The 3,253-nt window shown below is 54.3% G+C and carries 4 protein-coding genes; all 4 read left to right on the forward strand.

Features of this window, described 5'->3' with window-relative positions:
- Nucleotides 1-3 precede the first annotated feature (3 nt).
- Nucleotides 4-1,314, forward strand: a complete 1,311-nt coding sequence (hisD, locus tag ABF287_RS04450; protein ID WP_347183815.1) for a histidinol dehydrogenase — start codon at nt 4-6, stop codon at nt 1,312-1,314.
- A complete protein-coding gene (locus ABF287_RS04455; protein WP_347183813.1) occupies nt 1,314-2,366 on the forward strand; it encodes an ester cyclase in 1,053 nt (350 codons plus the stop codon). The genes hisD and ABF287_RS04455 overlap by 1 nt, the downstream gene beginning before the upstream one ends.
- The gene (locus ABF287_RS04460; protein ID WP_347183814.1) at nt 2,366-3,130 is read left to right on the forward strand and encodes an SDR family oxidoreductase; all 765 of its coding nucleotides are present in this window, start codon (nt 2,366-2,368) and stop codon (nt 3,128-3,130) included. The genes ABF287_RS04455 and ABF287_RS04460 overlap by 1 nt, the downstream gene beginning before the upstream one ends.
- Nucleotides 3,127-3,253, forward strand: a 127-nt coding sequence (locus ABF287_RS04465; RefSeq protein WP_347183816.1) for a LacI family DNA-binding transcriptional regulator, incomplete at its 3' end; no start/stop codon positions are given. The genes ABF287_RS04460 and ABF287_RS04465, both read left to right, overlap by 4 nt.

The raw sequence follows: 3,253 nt of genomic DNA on the forward strand, positions 1-3,253 counted from the left end.
ACAATGGCAATAACCCACCTCAAACACGGAAAACCCGAAGCCGATCGCGCTGAAGACGACGCCAAAACCGCAACCGTGGTCGCAGCCACGCTCAAAGACATCGAACAGCGCGGCGATGTTGCGGTGCGTGAATTGGCCAACAAATTCGATGGCTATGATCGGGACAGCTATCGCCTTGGTCAAGACGAAATCGATGCACTAATCGCCAAGGTCAGTCCACGCGACCTTGAGGACATCAAGTTCGCCCAAGCACAGGTTGTCAACTTTGCGCAAGCACAGCGCGACAGCATGCTTGATATCGAAGTGGAAACCATGCCCGGCGTGATCCTCGGTCATAAAAATATTCCGGTGCAATCTGTCGGCTGCTATGTGCCCGGGGGTAAATTTCCGATGGTGGCCTCAGCGCATATGTCGGTTGCAACTGCCAAAGTTGCGGGTGTACCGCGCATTATCGCCTGCACTCCACCATTTAATGGCGAGCCGAACCCAGCTGTGATTGCCGCAATGCACCTTGGTGGTGCGCATGAAATTTATGTACTCGGCGGCATTCAGGCCGTGGGAGCAATGGCGATTGGTACTGAAACGATTGAACCTGTTCACCTGCTTGTCGGGCCTGGGAATGCGTTTGTGGCAGAAGCCAAGCGTCAGTTGTTTGGGCGTGTCGGTATCGATCTGTTTGCGGGTCCAACCGAAACGATGGTGATTGCGGATGAAACCGTTGACGCTGAAATGTGTGCGACCGACCTCCTTGGTCAGGCCGAACATGGTTACAATTCACCCGCAGTTCTGGTGACCAATTCACGCGCGCTGGCAGAAGGGACCCTCTCAGAGATTGATCGTATCCTCGAAATTCTCCCTACAGCGGGGACTGCAGGGGTTAGTTGGGCTGACTACGGCGAAGTGATCCTATGTGACACCTATGATGAGATGCTTGGAGTCGCAGATGAAATCGCTTCTGAGCACGTTCAAGTTATGACAGACCGAGATGATTGGTTCCTAGAGAACATGACTTGCTATGGCGCGCTGTTTCTTGGGCCACGAACGAACGTCTCTAATGGGGACAAGGTGATCGGTACCAACCACACATTGCCGACGAAAAAAGCAGGCCGTTATACGGGCGGTCTTTGGGTTGGTAAGTACTTGAAGACGCACAGCTATCAGAAAATTACCACGGACGAAGCGGCCGCGAAGATCGGGGCCTATGGGTCACGTCTTTGTCTGCTGGAAGGCTTTGTTGGCCATGCAGAGCAATGCAATATGCGGGTGCGTCGCTACGGTCGGCAAAACGTCCCTTACGGCGAGGCCGCTGAGTAATGAGCGATCCTGACAGACTCAGGGCGCTGATTGCGCCGCTGCGAACGGCAATGGCAAACTTTGACCCCGCCTCAGTGCAATCGGCACTGGGCAGGGTCATGGCAGCAGATGCAACTGTGCACCTGTGCCATCCGTTTGGTGATCTGTCAGGACGACAGGAGCTATATGATGTCGCCTATGCGCCATTGTTTAACGCCTTGCCCGATCTAGAGCGCCGCGACTGGATCGTCAGTGCAGGCACGGATGCCGACGGGCACGACTGGATCGGTTGTGCGGGGCATTACGTTGGCATTTTCACGCGGCCTTTCCTTGATATTCCGCAAACGGGCCATTTTGCGCATATGCGGTTTCACGAATTCTATCGTGTCGAAGACAGTCGTGTTGTGGAGATGCAAGCGATCTGGGATATTCCTGAACTTATGATGCAAGCCGGTGCTTGGCCTATGGTGCCGAGCCTTGGGCGTGAGATGTATATCTCCGGACCTGCAAGCCAAGATGGACTGTTTTTTGAGGCGCGCACTGCAACTCAAAGCGCACAAAGCCTAGAAACCGTAATCGGGATGTTAACCAATCTTTCTCGACATCCGGCCGAGGGTGGCCCCGAGATCATGCATGCAGAGAAATACTGGGATCCGCGCATGAATTGGTACGGCCCTGCGGGTATCGGTACTGCACGCGGAGTTGCCGGGTTTCGCAATTGGCACCAAATCCCATTCCTGAATGCACTGCCGGATCGACGCGGTGGCACAACCGGAACACTCAATTGTCACTTCTATGGCGATGGCGCCTACGTCGTCGCGACGGGTTGGCCAAACATGCAGATGACAGTCACCGGTGACGGGTGGTTGGGCATCGCCCCATCCGGGCAGAAAATCACGATGCGTAGCCTTGATTTTTGGCGTGTCGAAGGGGCACTCATCCGTGAAAATTGGGTGTTGGTCGATCTGTTAGACATCTATGCACAGCTGGGCGTTGATGTGTTTGCCCGATTGTGTGAATTCAACAAAGCGCGCGTGTCAGGCGCACTTTCTTTGCCAATTGGAGCTAACTGATGACTTTGCCCAAAACACCTTCGTTTCGCTTGGATCAAAAACGCGCTTTAGTCGCCGGTGCTAGTTCTGGCATTGGATTAGCCTGTGCTGTTGCGCTGGGTGAAGCGGGTGCAAAAGTCACGCTTGCCGCACGCCGGGTTGACGCTCTAAACACGCTCGTCGATAAAATGAACGCGGCCGGCATGAAAGCTGACGCCTTGCCTCTTGATGTTTCTGATATCGCTGGCACGCGGGCTTCTGTGGCGTCACATGGCCCGTTTGATATTCTCGTAAACTCGGCGGGCTTAGCCCGTCACAGCCCGGCTTTAGATACAACAGAAGACGATTTCGACACTGTGTCTGATGTGAATGTCAAAGGGGCCTATTTCCTAACGCAAGCCGTCGCCAACGGATTGGTAGCCGCGGGAAAACCCGGAAGCTTAATCAACATTTCCTCCCAAATGGCGCATGTGGGCGGCATAGATCGCGCCGTTTATTGTGCAACAAAACACGCGGTTGAGGGATTTACCAAATCCATGGCAATTGAATGGGGTAAGGCGGGCATTCGCATCAATACAATCAGCCCAACGTTCATCTTGACCGATCTGACCCGCCCAACCTTCGCAGACCCTGAAAAACGTGCGTGGATCGAAGATAAAATTAAACTTGGACGCCCAGGCAAAGTCGAAGACATTATGGGCGGCGTTGTGTTTCTGGCGTCCGAAGCCTCTGCAATGGTCACCGGAACGTCGTTACTGGTTGATGGAGGTTGGACAGCCGAATGAGCAAAAACCGCGTCACATCCCAAGAGGTTGCCGAGCGCGCAGGCGTTAGCCAGTCTGCTGTGTCACGTACCTTTACGCCCGGCGCGTCTGCATCCAAGAAAACTGTCGAAAAGGTACGCAAGG

It is taken from the genome of Pacificibacter sp. (assembly GCF_039769035.1).
In the GTDB taxonomy this organism is placed as follows: domain Bacteria; phylum Pseudomonadota; class Alphaproteobacteria; order Rhodobacterales; family Rhodobacteraceae; genus Celeribacter.